Origin of the sequence: Methylophilus sp. 5 (genome assembly GCF_000515275.1) — a bacterium.
GTDB lineage: Bacteria > Pseudomonadota > Gammaproteobacteria > Burkholderiales > Methylophilaceae > Methylophilus.
Genome location: NZ_KI911560.1, coordinates 2,468,993 through 2,487,519, shown reverse-complemented (window position 1 = coordinate 2,487,519; position 18,527 = coordinate 2,468,993). Strand labels below are relative to the sequence as shown.

The window sequence follows — 18,527 nt, the reverse complement described above, 5'->3', positions numbered from 1 at the left end:
CTTCAAAAACTGTAAAAACTACTAGAAATTGTCCGTGCTGGTAAACAACCCGACACGCAAATCACTGGCAGCATAAATCTCGCGACCATCTACTTCCATGCGCGCATCTGCAATACCCATCACCAGTTTACGCATAATCACACGTTTTAAATCAATGTGATAGCGCACCACCTTGGCTGTTGGCAAGACTTGGCCAGTAAATTTAACCTCACCAGAACCCAGCGCACGACCACGACCAGGGCCACCTTTCCAACCCAGGAAGAACCCAACCAACTGCCACATGGCATCTAAACCCAAACAGCCAGGCATCACCGGGTCACCGGTAAAGTGGCATTCAAAAAACCACAAATCAGGACGAATATCGAGTTCTGCAATAATTTCGCCTTGGCCGTATTTGCCACCCTCGTCAGAAATTTTAACGATACGGTCAAACATCAGCATAGGCGGTAATGGCAATTGCGCGTTACCTTCACCGAACATCTCTCCCCGGCCGCACGCCAATAAATCCTCTTTGCTGAAACTACTTTTTCTAGTCATGTATTTTTAGAATTTTAGTATAAAACAATATTTTCGCCGGAAATTGCGTTTAGTGAAAGCTTTTTGTCATCCAACAACTATACCGACCTGTATACTTTTTAGAAAAATGTAGGTAGTATTGACTAAATTGTTACTGAATTTTACAACTTGATAATGACCAGCCTATCAAGCTTTAAAGGATAATTTCACATGATCAAGACGTTTTTAATTACAAATTAGTTACAATTCAGCGCAATCCAACATTCAACCTCATCAGGAAATCAGGCATGCAAGATCAACAACTCAACGATTGGCGCACATATGCGCTCACATTAGAGTCGGAAGTTAACAAAGTTGTCGTCGGTCAGGAAAATCCAGTCCGCCTGATCACCACCGCCGTGTTCGCCCGCGGTCACGTGCTGCTTGAAGGGGATGTGGGGGTGGGCAAAACCACTTTGCTGCGCGCCTTTACCCGCGGCATTGGTGGTGGTTACCAACGGATTGAAGGCACCATTGACCTGATGCCAAACGACCTGGTGTATCACACCTATCTGGGCGAAGACGGCAAACCACACGTGAGCCCGGGCCCATTGCTGATGTCGGGGCAAGACTTATCTATTTTCTTTTTTAACGAAATCAACCGCGCCCGCCCGCAAGTGCACTCGCTGATGTTGCGCGTGATGGCCGAACGCACGCTGACGGCCTTTAATAAAGAACATTACTTTCCGCACATGCTGGTATTTGCCGACCGCAACCAGGTTGAGCGCGAAGAAACCTTTGATATTCCATCTGCTGCACGTGACCGTTTTATGATGGAAATTCCGATTGTGGTACCAGCTGCACATGACATTATGGAGTCGTTGATTTTTGACACGCGCTTTCATGATGTCGACCAGCTAATTTCAAATGTACCGGCTGACATTCTCAAGTTTGACCAGTTAAATAGCTTTGCCAAGGTGATTCAGGAAAATATTCAGGCCAGCCCTGCCCTGCGCAAATATGCGCTGGATTTATGGTTAGCCACCAAAGACCCGGTTGCCTATGGCATTAAAGTATCAAACGTCGATATGAAGCGCCTGGTCCTCAGTGGCGCCAGCCCGCGTGGCATGGGCATGCTGTTGCGTGCTGCCCGCGTCAACGCCTGGCTAAATCAGCGTCAGGCTGTCGTGCCAGAAGATATTCATGCGGTGTTCCACGAAACGATTGCGCACCGCCTGGTATTTAGCCCGGTTTACGAAATGCGTCGTACTGAAATCGCACGCGAATTGCTGACTGGCATTATTAATGCCGTGGCAGCGCCTTAAGACGTTACTGCTGAAAATTATGGAAATCATTAAGGAATTCAGCTACCACATTGGCTGGCGTTCCCGTTCGCGCCGTCCGGGCCGTCATAAGAGCAATCAGCGCGGCATGGGCATGGAGTTTCGTGGCCACACCACGCTTCTGTCGTACCCTGACCCGCGCCGGATTGATATACGCCAGACCATTCGTGACCCGATGGAGCAAGTCTATGTGCGCATTTTTAACCAGAAAAGCGCCACGCCAGTGTTTGTCATGTGTGATATGTCTGGCTCTATGCAATATGGCACACCGCATACCAAACTGGTCACGGCAGCACACATCACCCGTTCGGTCGCCCAGTCTGCCAGCCGCAACACAGACCCGGTTGGCTTTATAGGCTTTGATGATGATGTGCATGACACATGGCTGAGCACGCTGTCTTTGCGTCCACACACCATGTTTGACCTGGCAGACCGCCTGGAGAACCACCTGCCAAATGAAGTGGGGGCCGGTGCGCTGCTTGAAAGTGTTCGGCTACTGCCGCGCGAGCGCGCACTGATTTTTCTGGTGTCCGACTTTCACATGCCGCTGGAACAACTGGAAGAAGCACTGCTACTGATGCTGCGCCATCACATTGTGCCGGTGATTCTCTGGAACAGTACTGAATACAAACAATTGCCTGAGTTTGGCATTACCAGCATTAATGACCCGGAAACCGGCGAACGCCGCACCCTGTTTTTGCGCGCGTCTTATCGCGAACGGATTCTGGAGGCATTTAATGCCAGACGTCAGGCGATTGAAGATATTTTTATGAGATTTGATATGCAGCCATTTTTTGTGGAAGACACGTTCGATGCAGATTTACTCACCGACTACTTCCATCAACATGTGCCTGCCTGAGGAAAGCGACCGATGAAAGCGCGCCACCATTTATTGTCATTACTTGTCGCAGCGACCTTGCTATGCACTGCATTCAGCAGTTCAGCCGATGTCGTTTTACCGTCGGCAGACAGCAAGTTTGTCAGTGTGAAAGAAATCAACCCCACCCGCGATGCCGGTTTTGTGGTGGGTGACAAACTGCAACGCACCATGATTCTTACCGTAAAACAACCTTATGAGCTGATTAAAGAGTCATTGCCGATTGTCGGTTACGAGCATAGATACCGTGGCCAGGTGTCGGGCATAGAGTTAACGGCGATTGATGTTGAAGAACAGCGCCATGGCGAGCAGTCGGTGTATACCATTCACCTTGAGTATCAAGTATTTAAGGTTGGCCGCGTAGCCAAACCGGCGATTTTAAGAGGCGAAATCGTCAAACTGCGCCAGCAGGGCAGCAAAGCGGTGAAGCAATTCCGCATGCCTTCGTTTAACTTTAGAACCTCACCGCTCTCAGTATATGGCGAGGTCAACCTCAAAAACGAAATGAGCCCGTTTGTTGCGCCTCTCAAGCTGCAGGCAAACAAAGAACAACTGGCGCTTAAAATAGCCGCAGGTGTATTGGCCGCCAGTTTACTGGCCTTGTTATACGTTTTGGGTGCGCGCACCTGGTTGCCGCATATGGGCGGTGCCTTTGCCAAGGCTTACCGTAAAGTAAGCAAACTGCCTGAGGATGAACAAGGTTTGCAGCAGGCTATTTCAACCGTGCATGAAGCGTTACACCAAGTGGCTGGCCACAGCGTATTTGGTAACGGCGTTGAAAAATTTGTGCTGGAAAAACCTGCCTTTGCCGTAGCAAAACCAGAGATAGAACGCTTTTTTGCGTTATCGCGCCAAGTATTTTTTGACGCCCAAACACCGCTGGATTTAGGCATGCCAAGCAAACAGTGGCTTAAAAAGTTTTGCCGCCACATGCGTGACTGCGAGCGTGGATTACGCCCTGAGGTACACGCATAATGGCGTTCACACACCCTTGGCTGTTATGGGCGCTCCCGCTGGCATTGCTGCCGCTATTGCTAGAGCGCGCCCACAGCAAGCACTATTCATGGATAGGCTTGTTGCCGCCTGACCCCCTGTCTAGCACCATCGGCTTTTTGCTCAAAGTGCTTGCCGTGCTCAGCATCGTGTTTATCATATTGGGCCTGGCAGGCCCACACAGCCTGGAGCAACAAATTGAACGGACCGGCGTCGGCGCACAAATCGGACTGGTATTAGACCGCAGCGCCAGTATGGACGACCCGTTTGCAGGCGATAAAGATGGCCATGTAGGCGAAACCAAGTCAATCGCGGCTGCCCGCATAATGACCCAATTTGTGCAACACCGTCACAATGACATGATGGGGCTGATTACTTTTAGTAACTCTGCCATGTATGTACTGCCATTGACTGAAAACAAAGAAGCCATGTTGTCCGCCATTCAGGCGACTGCTGGCAACTCTTTGTTTCAAACGAACATTGGTGGCGGCCTGACCAGTGCGGTTGAGTTGTTTAAAGACGTGCCTGACTCAGGCTCACGCGTCATCATCCTGATTTCGGATGGTGCAGGCCGCGTTAGTGACATGGTGCAACAAAAGTTGCGTGACTGGCTACAACGCTACAACATCGGCCTGTATTGGATTGTGCTGCGCCAACCTGGCGGCGTGACTATTTTCGATCCTAAATATGCCGAAAGCAGCTACACCGGGCCTATGCCAAGTGAAGTGCTGTTGTATCAGTTTTTTCAGACCTTGCGCAGCCCTTTTAACGCCTACGAGGCAGCTGACCCCAAATCGCTCGAAGTCGCGATTGCTGACATTAACAGCCGCGAAAAAAAACCAATTCAATACCTGGAAAAGATCCCCGGCCATGACTACACTAATGTGTGTTACTGGATTGCATTTATCATGATTGCCTTCTTGCTGGCTGTTAAATACCTGGAGATACACACATGGCGCTCAGCGTAAATAAACTGGTCACCGGCCTGGTGGTCGTAGCGGTGGCGTCAGTGGCCACCATGGCGTATAGCTGGCAACGTATTCAGCAAGTAGACGCATTTAACCAAGCGGTTGCTTCAGCCAAAACACCACAAACTGACCAGCAAAGCTTTGAGGCAAAATATGCGGTGGCTTACTGGCTGGGCAAAAATGAGCGTTATAAAGAGTCCACACTGCTGTTTACCAAGCTGATTGATCAGGCCAACGCCAGTCAGCGCGCAGCAATTTTGCATAATGTCGGCAATATGTTTTTTTTGCGCGCCATTCAATTAACCGGCGGCAACGACAACAGCACACGTGATGAACTTGAGTACCTGCTGTCACAAGCGGCCACCTCTTATAAAACGGCGCTCAAAGCAGATAACAGCCACTGGGGCACACGCCGTAACTTTGACCGGGTATTGGGCCTGTTGCCTGAAAAACCAACACCAGGTGTAGGTGAGTCTGACAACCCGGGCTTGATCATGGGCAATATCCCTAACGGTTTGCCATAACAAGCGCAGCGTTGCGCGTAAAAATATTCGACTGAACATTAGACTGGCACTCCATGAAGATCTGGCTAAGACACTTTATCAAGCACCGTGACACCGCCCTGCTCGGACTGGCCCTGCTTTTTTTGCTGGGCGCTATTTTGCGACCAAGCATCCCGTTTAAGCATAATATTTATGCTTATTTCTTAATCGCAGATATTTCGCAAAGCATGAACGCCGAAGACATGACCTTGCATGGCAAAAAAGTCACCCGCATGGCTTATATGCAAAACATGATGCATGAAGTCGTCGCCTCACTGCCCTGCGGCACCAAAGTGAGCGTCGGCATGTTTGCCGGTAACTCAGTTGCGGCCATGTATGCCCCCATTGAGGTTTGCACTAATTTTGCCGCGATTCAAGACACCATCGCCCACTTAGACTGGCGCATGGCCTGGTCAGGCAATAGCCGCGTGCGGGAGAGCTTGTTTGTGACCGCCAAAGTGGTGCGCGCCATGCCAGAACCGGCACAAGTGATCTATTTTACCGATGGTGAAGAAGCGCCCAAGCTGCATGCGTTTAATACCAAAAATCTTGAAGAGTTTCAGGGCGGCGATGAGTGGCTGTTTGTCGGCATAGGCTCAGAAGAAGGCGTCGGCATTCCCAAACTCAGCCCGGATAACCAGGTGATCGGTTACTGGTCTAACGAGAGTTTTGCCATGCAACCAGGCATTGCCCAGATCTCGGAAAGCACCTTGGGCGTGCGTGATGACAACATCGCCTATGGCGACAATGACCGGTTTATCTCAAAACTCTCAACAGAATACTTAGAGAGCCTGACTAAAGAAATCGGTGCCAACTATATTAAAGGCGACAGTACTTACACCGTACTCAAAGCCATGAAAGCACAAAAACCTGCGCGCCGCGACATCGCGCCACTGCCACTCAGCTGGCTGTTTGCCACGCTGTCAGGCCTGTGTGTATTAGGCACTTATGCTAGCCGTCACCCCTGGCGCCAAATCAGGCAAAACCTGAACCTTTACCATCACCAGATTCGCTCCAGATTATTTACAAGCAGCGAGGCAGTTGCGCACGACAACCATTTTCAATAATAAATACGCCTTCTTCTGACATCCTAGGCCAGTGATGCAGGCAATACATGATAGATGACCATGAAAAAACGATGGCTCAAATACTGGCTAAAATATCGCGAAACCAATCTATTGGCATTGGCGCTGCTCTGCCTGCTGGGTGCAATCATGCACCCCAGCATTCCTGTCAAACGCAATGTACACACGTATTTTCTCATCGCAGACATTACACAAAGCATGAACGCCGTAGATATGTCACTGGATCACCACGCCGTAAGCCGCCTGACCTATACCAAACGCATGATGCACGACATTGTTTCCCAACTACCCTGCCACACGCGTTTAAGCATCGGCATTTTTGCCGGTGATGCCGTCGCCGCATTGTATAACCCCTTGCAAGTGTGCACGCATTTCTCGGCCATTCATGAAACCATAGACCACCTGGATTGGCGCATGGCCTGGACCGGTAACAGCCAACTCCGCGAAAGTGTGATGATCACGGCAAAGTTACTACGCCAAATGCCTGAAGCGACCAAAGCAGTCTATTTTACTGATGGTGATGAAGCGCCATTACTGCATGCATTCAACACGCGTAACCTGCGTGACTTCCAGGGTGGAGACGGCTGGTTTCTGGTCGGTATAGGCTCAGACAAAGGCACTGGCATTCCCAAGCTGACTGAAGCCAATCAAATGATAGGTTACTGGTCGAATGAAAGTTTTGCGGTTCAGCCCAATATTGCACAAGTCACGGCCAGTAAAAGCAGTGGCCGCGATGACAGCGTCGCCATTTCTGACTACGACAGGTTCATCTCCAGGCGCGCCGTGCCCTATTTGCAAAAGCTGGCAGAAGAAATCGGCGCAGACTACCTCGATGGCGACGATCCTCGCGCAGTGTTGCAAGCCATACAAAAACATCGCTCCTCACACCATGAAACAGTCCCTTTTTCTATAGACTGGTTACTCGCCAGCCTGGCTGGCATTTGTGTTTTGGGCACCTACGTCAACCGGGAGTCAACACGTGACTTCAAATACAGCGTCGGACGATACCGCAAAGAAATCAAGTCACGCCTGTTTGCGCGCAGAGACTCCGTGGCTCACGATAACCACTTTCAATAAAGCACCTGTTACATGACACTTAAATACCCTCTGTAGAAACGAATAAATTGTGTTTTTACTTGGTTGATTTACAATTATTAAAAAAACTCATTGTCAATTGAGTGAGTCAAAATAATTAAGGGAAGAGAAATGCGTCAACTTTGTTTTTTATTGGGCTACACTTTATTTAGCCCAAGTATTTACGCTGCGCCACAATACCTGGTGACAGAACTAACGCCACAAAATGGTTTCATGGAGAGCTATGCCTCATCTATTAATGATAAGGGGCAAATTGCAGGCAATAGCAGCACCTATGTTTCTGTGCAAAATCAGCTATATCTCAAGAGTCAGGCAACCATCTGGTCATTAAATAGTAAAACAACCCTAGACACACCCCTCAAGACTGTCACGCTAGCCTCATCAATCAATGATGACGGGCAAGTTGCAGGCACCACATTTCATGCACCGTCTAGATACGGTGTACCTATCCCAAACACCCCCCATGCCAGCAATGCAACGCTCTGGGACAATGGCATGACCACCACTTTAGCTTCCTTAGGTGGCACTCAGAGCGGTGTAAATAACCTCAACAACAGCGGGCAACTTGTGGGCTGGAGCCAGAACGGCCAATCCAGACAAATTGCCACGTTATGGCAAAATGGCAATGTCACAGCCCTTTCAACGCCGGAACAAAGCATCAGCGAAGCTTATGCAATCAACAACAACGGCGTCATCGTGGGCCAAATCGGTGGCGGTGGTACATTTAATGTTCAAGCCGCCGCGTGGAACAATAATACGCTGACTTACCTGAATGCCTCAGGAAACTCACAAGCCTTTGATATTAACGATAATAACCAGATTGTCGGCTGGAGTGACGCAACTTACTCACGCCAATTCGCCACATTATGGGACAACGGCGTGGCAACAGAGTTGGGAACACTGGGGGGATATGCCAGCTTTGCTTATGCCATCAACAACCATGGCGCCATTGTTGGTAGCTACATTAGTAACGACTTCGGCGAGTTAGCAGTACTTTGGGAAGATGGCAATCCAATGAAGCTGCAAGATCTATTAGTCAACCAGAATGGTATCTCCCTCTACACTGCCGATGATATTAACAATCAAGGCTGGATTGTCGCTAATGGCATGAATAGTAGCGGAGAGTTCAGGTCTTTTTTACTGATGCCAGTGCCAGAACCATCGAACATTGCATTATTGCTGACAGGGCTCGTCACCGCTGTCATTGCTTTGAGAAAGCGTTTGAGCCATCGTCTGTAACAGTGAAAACTGTCCAATGCAGGAGTGTCTGCAAGGTGGATTAGTGCTCGTGAGCACCCCACTTTAACCAGGCGCGCAAGGCCTTCAAACTACTGGCGTCTGCCTGATCAGGCAAAATCAGCAAGCGCTTAGGGTGTAGCCAATCTGTAAAAAACTTCTGGCGTGGGTGATCAGGCACAGCACTCACCTCCTGTTGCTGTACCAGATCAGTGAGATGAATGACTATGCAGGCCGGATGCACCACCGTATCAGCGAGCACCCTGAAAGACCAGGTCTGGCCTAGCGCATTAGTGAATGTCATGTGCCCAAAGACATCAACCCTTAACGACTGAACACTCCATGCCCAACGTGTCGCCGCTAATTGCATCCACTGCCAAATGCAGGCCAGCCCGTAGGCAAACAGGCCAAGTGCCGCCCACCCTGCTGGCAGGCAATATAACAGGCTGAACACAACCAGCATTGAAAATAGCCACCACCATCCCCATAAAAATGTAGAGGGTCGGAGCCGCAGACCAATTTCACTTGATAAAATAGCTTTTTTCATCGCGTTAGTGAGGGCAGCACATGCAAACATGCACTGCCCCGGAAGGAATCCCATTTATGTCCAATTCAACCAACCCCTGGCAATCATTTTTGGCCGCTCAAGGGGCGCAATTCGATGCGCAAGGCGCAGCCATATTTGCAGCCTCAACTGTCGGCGCGCAACTGTTTGACCTTTCCAGCAGTGGCCTGATTGCGATCAGTGGCGCAGACAGCGAGACCTTTTTGCAAGGACAAGTCACTAACGATATTAAACTGCTTGCCCAAGGGGCGCAATTCAATGGTTATTGCTCACCTAAAGGCCGTTTATTGGCGCTGTTCTATAGCTTTAGCCTCAATGATGTGATTTACCTGCAATGCCCACGCGCGTTGATTGCAGACCTGGTCAAACGCTTGCGCATGTATGTGCTGCGCAGCAAAGTGCTGGTTGAAGACGCCAGCGACCGTCTGCTGACGTTTGGCCTGGCCAGTGACACGCTTGCCACCAGCATGCCACAGCTGCCCACAGCCGCACATCAATTGGCACACGATACTCACGGCACACTGATACGGCTGACCGATGCAGGCAAGCAGCAACGGGCATTATTGGTTGTAAGCCACGAACAGGCGCAAGCCAGCTGGTTGTCGCTATCAGCGATATTCGCCCCCGCCAGCACCACGCAGTGGGAGGCGCTGGAGGTTCAGGCAGGCATTCCTCAGGTGTATGCGGCCACCAAAGAGCAGTTCGTGCCGCAAATGATTAATCTGGATGCACTCAATGGCATCAACTTTAAAAAAGGCTGCTACACCGGCCAGGAGATCGTCGCACGCACGCATTACCTGGGCAAAGTGAAACGCAGAACCATGCTGGCCCAATTAAGTGCGGGTGAACATACCCCACAAGCGGGTGACGTTTTGCACGATGCCCAGCAACAAGAAGCAGGCCTACTGGTGCGCGTGGCGCCAGCCACAAACAATGGCTGGTGGGTGCTGGCTGAATGCCGCCTGGAAGCCCAAGCAGCCGGGGCCATCAACTGGCAAGGCCAGCCACTGGCATTTCAAGACCTACCTTATGCCCTGCCATAACAATAGCAACCAATAAAAAAGGCGCTTGAAGCGCCTTTTTTATTGGTTCACCGGACTAACAACATCGTCCGCCATCTCTGGTTTAGTTTCTGCCGGCACCGAGGGCAGTGTTTTTGCGCCTAGCGGGTTAGCCGCTATAGATTTAGCCTCTAGCGGCGAAGTCGGCTTACTGGTCGCAGACTGTTTATTCTGGATCACCTGAAAAAACACTTCATCCTGTTTAAGCAGCCCTAGCTCACTGCGCGCGCGCTCTTCAATCGCTGATTGCCCCTGCTTTAGGTCACGGACTTCGGCACGCAATGTTTCATTACGCTGCCGGTAATACTCGTTGCGCTTTTCATGCGCTTCAATCTGCTGTGAATACTGCCACACACGCAGCCAGCTCCCCTTGCCCAGCCACAATGGATATTGCAGCAGGGCAATCAGGACTACGAATACCACCGTCAGTTTACGCACATTGACCTAAGCTAATGCAGTGAGCCCAGATGACCCGAGTCTTGCTTATTTAAACAACTGGTAAAACGCGGATAAGCCAGCATAGCTGGTTGCATCACCCAACTCTTCTTCAATACGCAGCAACTGGTTGTATTTAGCCACGCGCTCAGAGCGGCACAAAGAACCGGTTTTGATCTGCAGCGCATTGGTCGCCACTGAAATATCAGCAATAGTCGTATCTTCTGTTTCACCTGAGCGATGTGACACAACCGCCGTGTAATTGGCACGTTTGGCCATCTCAATAGTCTGGAAGGTCTCGGTCAAGGTACCGATCTGGTTCACTTTGATTAGCACAGAGTTGGCCACGCCTTTCTGGATGCCTTCACGCAGGATTTTCGGGTTAGTCACGAACAAGTCATCACCTACCAGCTGCGTGGTTTTGCCCAAACGCTGCGTCAACAGGTCCCAACCATCCCAGTCGAATTCATCCATACCATCTTCGATGGTGATGATAGGATATTTGCCAGCCAATGTGGCCAGGTAGTCACAAAACTGTGCAGAAGTCAGTGCAGCACCTTCTGACTCCAAATGATATTTACCATCTTTGTAAAATTCGGTACTGGCGCAATCCAGGCCCAGGTAGATATCTTTGCCTGGCTCATAGCCCGCTGCTTCAATCGACTCCATGATCAACTGCAAAGCAGACTCGTTGGATGGCAGGTTAGGGGCAAAACCACCTTCGTCACCCACTGTGGTTGCCAGACCTTTAGCATGCAACGTTTTCTTCAAGGCATGGAATACCTCAGCACCTGCACGCAATGCTTCACGGAACGTTGGCAAACCGGCTGGCACAATCATAAACTCTTGAATATCCACAGAGTTATCGGCATGCGCACCACCGTTGATGATGTTCATCATAGGCGTTGGCAATTGCATAAACGCTGAGCCGCCCAGGTAGCGATACAATGGCAAACCGCTTTCTTCCGCCGCCGCACGTGCACAGGCCATAGACACGCCCAAAATGGCGTTAGCACCCAAGCGATCTTTGTTTTCGGTGCCATCCAGCTCAATTAACGTCTTGTCGATAAAGCTTTGCTCTTCGGCATCGAGGCCGATGATGGCTTCAGTGATTTCAGTGTTAACGTTTTCAATCGCGTTCAACACGCCTTTACCCAGATAGCGGCTCTTGTCGCCATCGCGCAGCTCTACCGCCTCTTTAGCGCCGGTAGACGCACCTGACGGTACGGCAGCACGACCAATAACACCGCTTTCCAGCAAAACATCGACTTCAACCGTCGGGTTGCCACGTGAATCCATAATTTCGCGGGCGATAATATCTACAATAGCGCTCATGCTTTTTTCCTTGTATTTAAATTCAAACATTTATCAGCCGCAGATAAACGCAGATGCTCGCTGATAAAATCAATTCTTAAAACAATTGTTTTGTCGAAACCACCAATATGGATTCAACATATATCAGATGTTATCTGCGCTTATCCGCGTTCATCTGCGGCAAAATTAAGCTTTTATTACAGCGTTTGTTCAGCGAAACCGGCTTTTTTCACCAGTTTGTCGAGGTCAACCAGCAGATGCAGCAAGTCTTCCATTTTGCCTAATGGCCAGGCGTTCGGGCCGTCTGACAAGGCTTTGCTCGGATCAGGATGCGTTTCCATGAAAACACCGGCAATACCACTCGCCACGGCCGCGCGTGCCAATACAGGCACAAACTCGCGCTGACCACCGCTCTTGTCACCTTGCCCGCCTGGTTGCTGTACCGAATGCGTGGCATCAAACACAACCGGGCAATGGGTTTCACGCATGATGGCTAAGCCGCGCATATCAGACACCAGGGTGTTATAGCCAAAAGAAGCGCCGCGTTCGCAAACCATAATATTGTCAGCGCCGCCATTGGCTTCTTTTGCTTTGTTGACCACTTGCTTCATGTCACCAGGCGCCAAAAACTGGCCTTTTTTAATATTTACCGGCTTGCCAGACTGGGCACAAGCCACAATAAAATCGGTCTGGCGGCATAAAAAAGCGGGCGTTTGCAAGACGTCGACCACCGCCGCCACATGCGGCACCTGCTCTTCGCTATGTACATCGGTCAAAATCGGCACGCCTATCTGGGCACGCACTTCGTCCAGAATTCTGAGCCCCTCTTCTAAACCAAAACCACGAAAGGTTTTGGTAGAGCTGCGGTTGGCCTTATCGTAAGAAGACTTATAAATAAATGGCACGCCGATACGCGCTGCCATTTCTTTTAATTGCCCAGCCGTATCAATCGCCATCTGTTTAGACTCGATCACGCAAGGACCGGCGATTAAAAACAGCGGATGCTCAAGACCAACGTCAAAACCACATAATTTCATCAGAGATCCTTACTTCTTGGACGCTTTTTGCGCCAGTGCAGCCTGCACATAAGCTTTAAACAAAGGATGGCCGCTGCGTGGGTTAGACGTGAACTCAGGGTGGAACTGACAGGCCACAAACCATGGGTGCACAGCTTGCGGCAGCTCAATCATTTCGCACAACTCTTCACGCGGCGTACGCGCAGAAATCACCAAACCAGCCGCTTTCAACTGGTCAACGTAATGGTTATTGACTTCATAACGATGGCGGTGACGCTCATTCACCTCAGCCCCATAAATGCTGGCCGCCAGCGTGGCTGGCACGATAGGAGAGCTTTGTGCGCCCAGACGCATGGTGCCACCCAGGTCAGAGTGTTCATCACGCTTTTCAATCTTGCCAGAAGCATCTTGCCATTCATCAATCAGGCCAATCAGCTTGTGCTCGGTTTTTGGGTTGAACTCGGTACTGTTGGCATCCTTAAGCCCAGCCACATTACGTGCATATTCAATCACGGCCAGTTGCATGCCTAAGCAAATGCCCAGATAAGGCACTTTGCTTTCGCGCGCATAGCGAATTGCAGCAATTTTGCCTTCAGTACCGCGCACACCAAAACCGCCGGGGATCAAAATAGCATCCATGCCATTTAAGCCATCGGTGCCATTTTTTTCTATATCTTCACTGTCGATATAGTGAATTTTAACTTTAGACTCAGTGTGAATACCGGCGTGAATCAAGGCTTCGGTCAATGATTTGTAAGACTCGGTCAGGTCGACATATTTGCCCACAAAGGCAATATCAACGATCTCTTTAGGATTCGCCTGCGCATGCGTGATTTTTTGCCAGGCCGACAAATCTGCGGCTTTTGCCAGAATATTCAGTTTATGGCAAACAATTTCGTCCATCATCTGCTCATGCAGCAAGCCTGGAATCTTGTAAATAGAATCGCTGTCGATGGCGCTAATCACTGCCTCAAAAGGTACGTTGGTAAACAAGGCAATCTTGCGCTTTTCATCTTCAGGGATTTCACGCTCAGCGCGACACAATAAAATGTCGGGCTGAATACCAATCTCGCGCAACTCTTTCACCGAGTGCTGGGTTGGTTTGGTTTTCAACTCGCCAGCGGTCGGAATCCATGGCAACAGTGTCAAATGCACATAACAGGCGTTGTTTCTGCCTTCTTCAAAACCCATCTGACGAATGGCTTCCAAAAACGGTAAAGACTCAATGTCACCCACCGTGCCGCCTACCTCAACAATCGCCACATCGGCGCCTTCGGCACCGCGCTTCACATGCGCCTTGATCTCATCGGTAATGTGCGGAATCACCTGTACTGTTTTGCCCAAATATTCGCCGCGACGCTCTTTTTTGATCACGGTTTCGTAAATTTGGCCAGTGGTAAAGTTATTGCGCTTGGACATTTTGCTGCTGATAAAGCGCTCATAATGGCCAAGATCGAGGTCAGTTTCTGCGCCATCATCGGTCACAAACACTTCGCCGTGCTGAAACGGCGACATAGTGCCTGGGTCGACGTTAATATAAGGGTCAAGCTTCAACATGGTGACTTTAATGCCACGGGACTCGAGAATCGCGCCCAGACTGGCGGCTGCGATACCTTTTCCAAGAGAAGAAACAACACCGCCGGTTACGAATACATATTTGGTCATGGATAAGGTACTTTGAGATTGTTACAGACGGGAGAACATTTTACCGTAAAGCCCCCTCGCCGACAATGAACGGCAGCGATAAAACAGGGGCTGGCTCGTCATTTTCTACACACAGGCTTACAATCACGCTCATGCAAACCGAAACAGCCAACCACCCTGCCCTGTGGCAACACCTGCTGCCCAAGCCAGATGCCACCAGCCATAAATACCGCCGCGGCTATGCCCTGATTCAAGGTGGCTACCCCATCACCGGCGCGGCCAGACTGGCGGCACTGGCCGCGGCACGCGTGGGCGCCGGGTTAACCGCGATAGCCGTGCCCGAGTTAGCTTTAGCGATTTATGCCAGCCAGCTACTCAGCATCATGGCCAAACCGTACAGCAACCAAGCCATGCTGGATCACCTAATCGCAGAGCCGCGCATTAGCGCTTACTTAATCGGCCCAGGCGCCGGCAGCAGCGATCAAACCCGCGCAACCACACTTAATATGCTGCGCACCGGCAAACCGGTAGTGTTAGACGCAGATGCGTTGACCACGTTTGCCAGGCAAACCGCCCTACTCAAACAAAACATCACAGCGCCCTGTGTCTGCACCCCGCACGATGGCGAGTTTGCAGCCCTGTTAGGCGTGCAACCCTCCAGCCAGCTCGCACAGCGCATTGTGCAGACACAACAAGCGGCGCAGGCGCTTAATGCGGTGGTATTACTTAAGGGCGCGCAAACCATCATCGCCGCCACCGATGGTCGCATCGCAATTAACCACAATGCACCGCCCAGCCTAGCCACCGCCGGCGCTGGCGATGTATTGGCAGGGTTAATCACCGGCTTGCTGGCACAAGGCATGCCCGCTTTTGAGGCAAGCGCTGCAGCGGCCTGGATACATGGGCGCGCCGCCACCTTGTTTGGGCCGGGGCTAATCGCCGACGATCTGCCTGCGCTGATTCCGGCGGTGTTACGCGAACTCACTTAACCCAACCGTGTGCTTCACAACGCACGCGCACAAATAAAAACGCGCTAGCCCGCAACCTGCAAGCTAGCGCGTTCTTTTTTTAAAGCTTAAAGATTAAGCTTTAAAGCCCACTTATTTAGAATGGACGTGGTGTTGGAATGCCCAACGCTTCGTTCAAACCTAATGCCAGGTTAGTACCAGCCACCGCAATAATGTAACCGGCACCTGTCAACAGAGTAGCTACGCCACCAAGCAGACCCAGCGATGTTGGAAACTCTGGAATAATTGAATAACCACCAGAAACTACTTCTACTTCAGTCATCGTTAATTCACGCATTACTAACTTCCTTATAAAATTTTTTTGTTAATTGAAAATGTTGAGGCGATTGCATGCACCGTTTCGCCCATGCAAACCGCATCAACAACAAAACATTAACACAATTTAATTACATTAAAACAATAAAATTAATTTAAATTAACATTTAAGTTTCAAAAAAAACCACAACATCATTAGTTATGGTCCGGGTGAGTTAAAAATCCGGGATAGGATACGTCGGGCGCGGCGTTGGAATGCCTAATGCCTCGTTTAAGCCTAATGCCAGATTAGTCCCGGCAACACCAATCATAAAACCCAGTGCGGTCAGAATCGTTGCCACACCACCCACAATCCCTAAAGAGGTGGGAAACTCAGGAATAATGGCATAGCCACCAGACACCAGTTCAACTTCTGCGATTGTTAATTCACGCATGTCAATTTCCTTATTAATATAGATTCAAGAAAACGCTAATGCTCCATGCTTCCAAGCAACTCTCCTCCACTCAGAACAAGCACTAACTAACACACATTAACACAACCACCCATAAATTATTAATATATGTAAACATAAAAGGGCAATGGTATTTAAGACAAGGCGACATCACAGCCGCGCATGCAATAATAGCCTCAGCCATCAGCGGCGGCTGAGCATGGGAGAACAACAATAGGTAATAAGAAGAATAAACGCAGGCAGGACTTACCGCGCGCGTTGCTTGTTTTTGAGCAATTGGCTTTGCTCACGCTTCCAGTCGCGTTCTTTTTCGGTGTCACGTTTGTCGTGTTGTTTTTTGCCTTTAGCAAGGCCAATCTGCACTTTGACGCGACCACGTGTGAAATGCATATCCAGCGGCACCAGGGTGTAGCCAGCACGTTCGACCTTGCCAATTAACTTGTCGATTTCTTCGCGGTGCAATAATAATTTGCGGCTACGAATCGCATCCGGGCGCACATGGGTAGAGGCGGCGCCCAGTGGCGTAATATGGCACCCAATCAGATACAGCTCACCACGCATGACCACCACATAAGCCTCTTTCAGGTTGGTGCGGTTATCACGTATAGCTTTGACTTCCCAGCCCTCAAGCACCAGGCCGGCCTCATGCTTTTCTTCGATAAAGTAGTCAAAAAACGCTTTTTTGTTTTGCGCGATGCTCATAACGCTGGTGTGCAGACTTAAATCACTTAAAATAGCATTTTAACTCAAAACCCAATTCTGTTCTGGCATGATGGTTTAACCCGATGGCTCAAGTAGAAAAAACCGTTTTAGTCATGCACTCGTGTGCTGCCATGTTTGATCTGGTAGATAGAGTAGAAGACTATCCCCAATTTTTGCCCTGGTGCGGCGGCAGTGAGCTCATTGAGCGTACCGAGCAAGCCACGCAAGCGACCATTTATATTCGCTATCATGGCATACAGCAGCATTTCACTACCCGCAACCACAAGCAATCGCCCAACCGCATGGATATCACGCTCATAGACGGCCCGTTTAAACAACTGACCGGGCACTGGCATTTTATTGCCCTGCGTGAAGATGCCTGCAAAATTGAATTTAAACTGGAATATGTGTTTGCCAACAGCCTAGTGGAACGCATTATCGCCCCCGTGTTTAGCCACATTGCCAATACCTTTGTCGATAGTTTCGTCAAGCAGGCTGACAAACTGCACCTGAAATAAACACGGATGCCAACCACCCAAGCCGAAATGATGCCCATAGAGATTGCCTACGCGACCCCGCAGGCACAAAGCATTATTGCGATGCACGTTAGTGCTGGCACAACGGCGCAGCAAGCCGTCATGCAATCCGGCATTGCGCTGCAATACCCCGAGATTTCACTGGATCAGTTGGTATTAGGGATTTTTGGTAAAAGAATAGCGGCCGAGACCATATTAAAAGCCATGGACCGCGTAGAAATTTACCGGCCGTTGCTGGCCAACCCTAAAGAGGCACGCAGGCAGCGCGCGGCTGCCAAAAATGGGAAGCAAAGCCGCAATCCTTAACCATGAGTGCGCAGTTTTGGTTACTCAACTGGACAATTTTCGTCAATTTCTTGCTGCGCTTTGGCCAAACCCTCACGAATCTGATCGTCGTTTAAATACTCTTTTTGGCCGTTTTCATTGACATTTTGCATACGCCCGCCAATGGCATAGTTACGGTAATTAGATCGCGCAGCAGCGCAATTTTGTGCTTTCATACGCTCTTGCATGGCCTTTAAAGCATCAGCCTCCGTCGATGGCGCAGCCTCACGCGCTTCACCGCCCCTTTTATTCACTGGCGTACTTTCTTCGTGCTGATAGGCATCTGAACGCGTGAGCGGAACATCATTGGGCACGGTGGCCGCCTTGATTTTTTGCGTACTATTAGGCCCGGCCTGTGGCGGCACGTCCGAATAATTCATCACGCCCTTCTCGTCGCGCCACTTGTAGATTTCGGCACCGGCCTGCATGCTACACAGCAGACATCCTGCCAATATCAGTTTCAACATCATCTTCATCACTCACGCCCGGCTCTTAATTAAAAAACATCCATGCACAAACCATGCCAAACACAGCCAGCGTCATCGCAAAAAATGCAAAACG

At 50.1% G+C, this 18,527-nt stretch carries 22 protein-coding genes; 12 read left to right on the top strand and 10 right to left on the bottom strand.

The window, feature by feature from the left end; all coding sequences use genetic code 11:
* Positions 1–21: 21 nt before the first annotated feature.
* Positions 22–537 carry a 3-hydroxyacyl-[acyl-carrier-protein] dehydratase FabA gene (gene fabA, locus METH5_RS0112070; protein ID WP_029148755.1) on the bottom strand — a complete coding sequence of 172 codons (516 nt, stop codon included), beginning with the start codon at positions 535–537 and terminating at the stop codon, positions 22–24.
* 266 nt (positions 538–803) lie between these two features.
* Between fabA and METH5_RS0112065 the strand changes: the two genes are divergently transcribed.
* From METH5_RS0112065 to METH5_RS0112030, 8 genes are all read left to right on the top strand, one after another.
* Positions 804–1,820, top strand: coding sequence for a MoxR family ATPase (locus METH5_RS0112065; protein ID WP_029148754.1), 1,017 nt, complete (start codon positions 804–806; stop codon positions 1,818–1,820).
* A 19-nt stretch (positions 1,821–1,839) separates the two neighbouring features.
* Positions 1,840–2,697: a DUF58 domain-containing protein gene (locus tag METH5_RS0112060; RefSeq protein WP_029148753.1), complete on the top strand. Its 858-nt coding sequence runs from the start codon at positions 1,840–1,842 to the stop codon at positions 2,695–2,697.
* A gap of 12 nt (positions 2,698–2,709) precedes the next feature.
* Positions 2,710–3,690 carry a hypothetical protein gene (locus METH5_RS0112055; RefSeq protein WP_029148752.1) on the top strand — a complete coding sequence of 327 codons (981 nt, stop codon included), beginning with the start codon at positions 2,710–2,712 and terminating at the stop codon, positions 3,688–3,690.
* Positions 3,690–4,676, top strand: a complete 987-nt coding sequence (locus METH5_RS0112050) for a VWA domain-containing protein (protein WP_029148751.1) — start codon at positions 3,690–3,692, stop codon at positions 4,674–4,676. Before METH5_RS0112055 ends, METH5_RS0112050 begins: the two co-directional genes overlap by 1 nt.
* Positions 4,661–5,200 (top strand): hypothetical protein, encoded by a 540-nt coding sequence (locus METH5_RS0112045; protein WP_029148750.1) that lies wholly within the window; start codon positions 4,661–4,663, stop codon positions 5,198–5,200. The genes METH5_RS0112050 and METH5_RS0112045 overlap by 16 nt, the downstream gene beginning before the upstream one ends.
* Positions 5,201–5,253: 53 nt before the next feature.
* On the top strand, positions 5,254–6,285 hold the full coding sequence (locus METH5_RS0112040; protein ID WP_029148749.1) for a VWA domain-containing protein: 1,032 nt from the start codon (positions 5,254–5,256) through the stop codon (positions 6,283–6,285).
* A 60-nt stretch (positions 6,286–6,345) separates the two neighbouring features.
* The gene (locus tag METH5_RS0112035; protein WP_051413026.1) at positions 6,346–7,380 is read left to right on the top strand and encodes a hypothetical protein; all 1,035 of its coding nucleotides are present in this window, start codon (positions 6,346–6,348) and stop codon (positions 7,378–7,380) included.
* Positions 7,381–7,509: 129 nt separating this feature from the next.
* Entirely contained in the window at positions 7,510–8,637 is a 1,128-nt protein-coding gene (locus METH5_RS0112030) for an HAF repeat-containing PEP-CTERM protein (RefSeq protein ID WP_029148747.1), read from the top strand.
* A 40-nt stretch (positions 8,638–8,677) separates the two neighbouring features.
* On the opposite strand, the gene METH5_RS0112025 is transcribed toward METH5_RS0112030, so the two are convergent.
* Positions 8,678–9,097, bottom strand: coding sequence for a hypothetical protein (locus METH5_RS0112025; RefSeq protein WP_029148746.1), 420 nt, complete (start codon positions 9,095–9,097; stop codon positions 8,678–8,680).
* A 140-nt stretch (positions 9,098–9,237) separates the two neighbouring features.
* On the opposite strand from METH5_RS0112025, the gene METH5_RS0112020 reads away from it, so the two are divergent.
* Positions 9,238–10,242: a folate-binding protein YgfZ gene (locus tag METH5_RS0112020; RefSeq protein ID WP_029148745.1), complete on the top strand. Its 1,005-nt coding sequence runs from the start codon at positions 9,238–9,240 to the stop codon at positions 10,240–10,242.
* A 39-nt stretch (positions 10,243–10,281) separates the two neighbouring features.
* Here METH5_RS0112020 and ftsB read toward each other — a convergent pair whose 3' ends face one another.
* The 4 genes from ftsB to METH5_RS0112000 all read right to left on the bottom strand — a co-directional run bounded on the left by ftsB (position 10,282) and on the right by METH5_RS0112000 (position 14,690).
* Complete coding sequence (gene ftsB / locus METH5_RS0112015) at positions 10,282–10,698, bottom strand: cell division protein FtsB (RefSeq protein WP_029148744.1); 417 nt, start codon at positions 10,696–10,698, stop codon at positions 10,282–10,284.
* Between the two features lie 45 nt (positions 10,699–10,743).
* A complete protein-coding gene (gene eno, locus METH5_RS0112010) occupies positions 10,744–12,030 on the bottom strand; it encodes a phosphopyruvate hydratase (RefSeq protein WP_029148743.1) in 1,287 nt (428 codons plus the stop codon).
* A gap of 176 nt (positions 12,031–12,206) precedes the next feature.
* Positions 12,207–13,046 carry a 3-deoxy-8-phosphooctulonate synthase gene (gene kdsA / locus METH5_RS0112005; protein WP_029148742.1) on the bottom strand — a complete coding sequence of 280 codons (840 nt, stop codon included), beginning with the start codon at positions 13,044–13,046 and terminating at the stop codon, positions 12,207–12,209.
* 9 nt (positions 13,047–13,055) lie between these two features.
* The gene (locus tag METH5_RS0112000) at positions 13,056–14,690 is read right to left on the bottom strand and encodes a CTP synthase (RefSeq protein ID WP_029148741.1); all 1,635 of its coding nucleotides are present in this window, start codon (positions 14,688–14,690) and stop codon (positions 13,056–13,058) included.
* Positions 14,691–14,821: 131 nt separating this feature from the next.
* Between METH5_RS0112000 and METH5_RS0111995 the strand changes: the two genes are divergently transcribed.
* Complete coding sequence (locus METH5_RS0111995; RefSeq protein WP_029148740.1) at positions 14,822–15,658, top strand: NAD(P)H-hydrate dehydratase; 837 nt, start codon at positions 14,822–14,824, stop codon at positions 15,656–15,658.
* A gap of 115 nt (positions 15,659–15,773) precedes the next feature.
* Here METH5_RS0111995 and METH5_RS0111990 read toward each other — a convergent pair whose 3' ends face one another.
* The 3 genes from METH5_RS0111990 to smpB form a co-directional block, all read right to left on the bottom strand.
* Complete coding sequence (locus tag METH5_RS0111990) at positions 15,774–15,974, bottom strand: hypothetical protein (RefSeq protein ID WP_029148739.1); 201 nt, start codon at positions 15,972–15,974, stop codon at positions 15,774–15,776.
* A 193-nt stretch (positions 15,975–16,167) separates the two neighbouring features.
* Positions 16,168–16,386: a hypothetical protein gene (locus tag METH5_RS0111985; protein WP_029148738.1), complete on the bottom strand. Its 219-nt coding sequence runs from the start codon at positions 16,384–16,386 to the stop codon at positions 16,168–16,170.
* A 264-nt stretch (positions 16,387–16,650) separates the two neighbouring features.
* A complete protein-coding gene (gene smpB / locus METH5_RS0111980; RefSeq protein WP_029148737.1) occupies positions 16,651–17,106 on the bottom strand; it encodes an SsrA-binding protein SmpB in 456 nt (151 codons plus the stop codon).
* Between the two features lie 83 nt (positions 17,107–17,189).
* Between smpB and METH5_RS0111975 the strand changes: the two genes are divergently transcribed.
* Together METH5_RS0111975 and METH5_RS0111970 are read left to right on the top strand one after the other, a co-directional pair.
* On the top strand, positions 17,190–17,624 hold the full coding sequence (locus METH5_RS0111975; protein ID WP_029148736.1) for a type II toxin-antitoxin system RatA family toxin: 435 nt from the start codon (positions 17,190–17,192) through the stop codon (positions 17,622–17,624).
* 6 nt (positions 17,625–17,630) lie between these two features.
* Complete coding sequence (locus tag METH5_RS0111970) at positions 17,631–17,948, top strand: RnfH family protein (RefSeq protein WP_029148735.1); 318 nt, start codon at positions 17,631–17,633, stop codon at positions 17,946–17,948.
* A 20-nt stretch (positions 17,949–17,968) separates the two neighbouring features.
* Here METH5_RS0111970 and METH5_RS0111965 read toward each other — a convergent pair whose 3' ends face one another.
* A complete protein-coding gene (locus METH5_RS0111965) occupies positions 17,969–18,442 on the bottom strand; it encodes a DUF4124 domain-containing protein (protein ID WP_029148734.1) in 474 nt (157 codons plus the stop codon).
* Between the last annotated feature and the right edge of the window lie 85 nt (positions 18,443–18,527).

What these genes read in the sequence shown, in the direction of transcription:
- METH5_RS0112035 (WP_051413026.1), top strand. Translation starts at nt 6,346, where the DNA reads ATGAAAAAACGATGGCTCAAATACTGGCTAAAATATCGCGAAACCAAT.
- METH5_RS0112055 (WP_029148752.1), top strand. Translation starts at nt 2,710, where the DNA reads ATGAAAGCGCGCCACCATTTATTGTCATTACTTGTCGCAGCGACCTTG.
- METH5_RS0112045 (WP_029148750.1), top strand. Translation starts at nt 4,661, where the DNA reads ATGGCGCTCAGCGTAAATAAACTGGTCACCGGCCTGGTGGTCGTAGCG.
- METH5_RS0111985 (WP_029148738.1), bottom strand. Translation starts at nt 16,386, where the DNA reads ATGCGTGAATTAACAATCGCAGAAGTTGAACTGGTGTCTGGTGGCTAT.
- METH5_RS0112060 (WP_029148753.1), top strand. Translation starts at nt 1,840, where the DNA reads ATGGAAATCATTAAGGAATTCAGCTACCACATTGGCTGGCGTTCCCGT.
- METH5_RS0112020 (WP_029148745.1), top strand. Translation starts at nt 9,238, where the DNA reads ATGTCCAATTCAACCAACCCCTGGCAATCATTTTTGGCCGCTCAAGGG.
- METH5_RS0112030 (WP_029148747.1), top strand. Translation starts at nt 7,510, where the DNA reads ATGCGTCAACTTTGTTTTTTATTGGGCTACACTTTATTTAGCCCAAGT.
- METH5_RS0111995 (WP_029148740.1), top strand. Translation starts at nt 14,822, where the DNA reads ATGCAAACCGAAACAGCCAACCACCCTGCCCTGTGGCAACACCTGCTG.
- eno (WP_029148743.1), bottom strand. Translation starts at nt 12,030, where the DNA reads ATGAGCGCTATTGTAGATATTATCGCCCGCGAAATTATGGATTCACGT.
- METH5_RS0112000 (WP_029148741.1), bottom strand. Translation starts at nt 14,690, where the DNA reads ATGACCAAATATGTATTCGTAACCGGCGGTGTTGTTTCTTCTCTTGGA.
- METH5_RS0111990 (WP_029148739.1), bottom strand. Translation starts at nt 15,974, where the DNA reads ATGCGTGAATTAACGATGACTGAAGTAGAAGTAGTTTCTGGTGGTTAT.
- METH5_RS0111970 (WP_029148735.1), top strand. Translation starts at nt 17,631, where the DNA reads ATGCCAACCACCCAAGCCGAAATGATGCCCATAGAGATTGCCTACGCG.
- fabA (WP_029148755.1), bottom strand. Translation starts at nt 537, where the DNA reads ATGACTAGAAAAAGTAGTTTCAGCAAAGAGGATTTATTGGCGTGCGGC.
- smpB (WP_029148737.1), bottom strand. Translation starts at nt 17,106, where the DNA reads ATGAGCATCGCGCAAAACAAAAAAGCGTTTTTTGACTACTTTATCGAA.
- METH5_RS0112065 (WP_029148754.1), top strand. Translation starts at nt 804, where the DNA reads ATGCAAGATCAACAACTCAACGATTGGCGCACATATGCGCTCACATTA.
- METH5_RS0111975 (WP_029148736.1), top strand. Translation starts at nt 17,190, where the DNA reads ATGGCTCAAGTAGAAAAAACCGTTTTAGTCATGCACTCGTGTGCTGCC.
- METH5_RS0112050 (WP_029148751.1), top strand. Translation starts at nt 3,690, where the DNA reads ATGGCGTTCACACACCCTTGGCTGTTATGGGCGCTCCCGCTGGCATTG.
- METH5_RS0111965 (WP_029148734.1), bottom strand. Translation starts at nt 18,442, where the DNA reads ATGAAGATGATGTTGAAACTGATATTGGCAGGATGTCTGCTGTGTAGC.
- METH5_RS0112025 (WP_029148746.1), bottom strand. Translation starts at nt 9,097, where the DNA reads ATGCTGGTTGTGTTCAGCCTGTTATATTGCCTGCCAGCAGGGTGGGCG.
- METH5_RS0112040 (WP_029148749.1), top strand. Translation starts at nt 5,254, where the DNA reads ATGAAGATCTGGCTAAGACACTTTATCAAGCACCGTGACACCGCCCTG.
- kdsA (WP_029148742.1), bottom strand. Translation starts at nt 13,046, where the DNA reads ATGAAATTATGTGGTTTTGACGTTGGTCTTGAGCATCCGCTGTTTTTA.